The organism is Megamonas rupellensis DSM 19944 (assembly GCF_000378365.1).
Classification (GTDB): Bacteria; Bacillota; Negativicutes; order Selenomonadales; family Selenomonadaceae; genus Megamonas; species Megamonas funiformis.
The window spans coordinates 1-2672 of sequence record NZ_KB899628.1; the positions used below are offsets into that span (position 1 = coordinate 1).

Annotated in this window: 3 protein-coding genes; 2 read left to right on the forward strand and 1 reads right to left on the reverse strand. The window is 29.8% G+C overall.

Going from position 1 to position 2672, the window contains the following annotated elements; all coding sequences use genetic code 11:
• The first annotated feature begins 181 nt into the window (after positions 1 to 181).
• Entirely contained in the window at positions 182 to 1000 is an 819-nt protein-coding gene (locus F553_RS0111490) for a macro domain-containing protein (protein ID WP_019000206.1), read from the forward strand.
• A gap of 1 nt (position 1001) precedes the next feature.
• Complete coding sequence (locus F553_RS0111495) at positions 1002 to 1550, forward strand: TIR domain-containing protein (RefSeq protein ID WP_019000207.1); 549 nt, start codon at positions 1002 to 1004, stop codon at positions 1548 to 1550.
• A gap of 286 nt (positions 1551 to 1836) precedes the next feature.
• On the opposite strand, the gene F553_RS12045 is transcribed toward F553_RS0111495, so the two are convergent.
• The gene (locus F553_RS12045; RefSeq protein WP_019000208.1) at positions 1837 to 2538 is read right to left on the reverse strand and encodes a protein kinase family protein; all 702 of its coding nucleotides are present in this window, start codon (positions 2536 to 2538) and stop codon (positions 1837 to 1839) included.
• Positions 2539 to 2672: the final 134 nt, after the last annotated feature.

Below are 2672 nucleotides of genomic sequence, written 5' to 3' on the forward strand. Positions count from 1 at the left end.
TAATTGCTTTAACTTTAAATTCATTTGAGTATTTAGTCATAAAAAAACTGCACCTCCAAAAGTTGTTTTTTGTCCAACTTTTGGGGTGCAGTTCACTTGAGCTTGTCTCTTTACTATTATTCATATAAAAGGAGTAATTTAAAAAATAATATGGTATAATATCTTGTAATAGGTGGTGTATATGAAAGTCGGTATTTTTGATAAAAAGTTATGGAACGAGTTTCGTTATATAGTTTCAATTATTTGTGGAATAGTTTCATTTGTGGTTATTTTTATAGATATTCCATCTAATATAAAAGTATGGCTCGGAAGTGTTTTTGTTATTTTACTTTTTTTGATTTTTATATTTTTAATAATTAGAGCCAATCGACTAAATGAAAAAACCTTAAAAATAAATCAAACTAAGTTCGTAATCAAATTTGGTGATTTATTTTCAGAACAAGGCTTAAAGACAATCCCATTTAACGAGTATTTTGATACAGAGATCAGTGACAAAGTAATTTCCATAAAAACCTTAAATGGAATATTTCTAAAAGATAAAGTTTCCGATGTTCGCCAAGTTGATTATAAGATTAAAAATGATATTGAGTGCAAAAAAAATATTATTGCCATTAATAAAAAAAGAGTTCATGGTAAAAAAACGATATATAAATTGGGAACATCAGTACGTTTTGATGATTATATATTAGTTGCATTCTCTAAATTTGATGAGCAAAATAGGGCGTATTTAGGATTGGCAGATTATCTTAGTTGTCTTGTAAATTATTGGAGTGAAACAAATCGTATATATAATGGTGAAAATATAGTGTTACCATTGATGGGAACAGGTATTACTCGTTTAATGTGCGGAAATTCTATAACTTATCAGAAGGCATTAGAAATTATTATCCAAACATTTGAATACAGCAATCTTGCTTTTTCGCATGATTGCAAAATCACTTTAGTCATTTCAGAAAAACTAAAATCAGAAATAAACTTATATAACATAGGAGGAAAATAATATGGCATATAGAAATGGCGTGTATGTTGCTTTTAATGGTTGTAACACAACTGATCCTACCCAAAGTGATATTAAATATTTTAATATCATGAAAGCATGGGCTAGTAATGGCAATATAGAATTTAATTTTGTCAATAGCCATGACAAGACTTATGCTGTCAATGATAACAGTAAACTGATAACTCTTAAAAGTAGATTACAAGAAAGAATGAGAAACTCAAAAAGTATGGTATTAATCATTACTGAACATTCTAATGCAAATAGAGGCTTGTTAGGATGGGAAATTGAACAATGTATTAAAACATATAAACTTCCTATCATCGTTGCATATACCATGTGTTCCGGTAAACTGACTTCAATCAGCTCTTATAAAAAATACTGGCCTGAAAAACTAAAAGAATTCATTGATAAAGATAAAGTAAAAACAATACACATTCCATTAAAAAAAGAACTTATATTAAAGGCTATAAATGATTTTTCAGTAAATGATATGCCAAATTATACTATTACTGTTTATAAAGAAAGCGTTTATGATGAATTGTTAAAATAAAAAAGAAGCCGGAGTGCGGTAGCCAATTGTGTGGCTACCGCACTCCGCTTTTTTATGGATGCAAGAAAAGGCGTTACGCAGTAGAACTCCATTTTTGAAGGAAAAAGTATACAGCCCTTACCGCGTGGAAAATTCGTCTCAAAGCCACTTGTATCAAGGCTTTTTCTGTCCCTTGTGTGCATTTGCAAAGCCAATCTTTGATTTTCAAGTGGAGAAAGAAAGCTTGATCTGTTTGTACCATAATGCGACTGGCGCGAGACTTTATGACCTCTGCATTCAGCAATTTTTATATACTCTTAAACGCTGAAATCATATCGCGAATATTTTGAAATCTTTTTGCCTTATCCGGGTTCAATCCTCGCTCAACAAAAGCTCGTAAATCCGGATTAGAAATTTTTTCTATATTAGTTCTGCCTGTCAGCACAAAATAAATAACTCTAGTAAGAGCATAAGTTTCGTGAATAATGCTATAAGTATCAAAGCCCTCTACAATAAGTGCAGGATCATTAAAATAACCTTTGAACTCTGTATTAACTGTTGTTAGTGTACTATCAGGAATTTTTACAAGTCCAAAATCTGAAAGTTTAATAACAAGAGCATCGTCATATTCCTTTATTAAAATATTTTTAGGGCTTATATCACGATGTAGATGTCCTTTTGAATGAAGATAATCAAAAGCACGAAATATTTGTTGAGCAATTTTTTTTCGCTGTATAATTGTCAAGTTTGAATTATGAGCAGTAATATATTCATTCAGTGTATAATCCATATATTCCATAATATACTCATTTTTGTCTGGATTATAACAATAAACTTCAAGTATATATGGAGAAGATAGATCGTTCATTACATCAAATTCTCGTTTGAAACGAGCAATCTCTTTATTAGTAAGTTCCTTTTTTGCACGTTTCAAAATAAAAAATCGATTATAAAATGTGTCCTTATATTTATAAACATTGGCATAAGAACCGCTTCCAATCAGTTTCAACTCAAATGTAAAATCTTGTTGTTTATGTGAAATTGTTATATTACCAAATGCGAGCGTAAAGCCCCTAAATTTATTTATGGGGATATAAGCTCGCTAAAAAACAATGATTCGATATCATTGTTTTTTATTGTATT

Excerpts from the sequence above, each read along its gene's own strand:
- F553_RS0111490 (WP_019000206.1), top strand. The coding sequence starts at position 182 with ATGAAAGTCGGTATTTTTGATAAAAAGTTATGGAACGAGTTTCGTTAT.
- F553_RS0111495 (WP_019000207.1), top strand. The coding sequence starts at position 1,002 with ATGGCATATAGAAATGGCGTGTATGTTGCTTTTAATGGTTGTAACACA.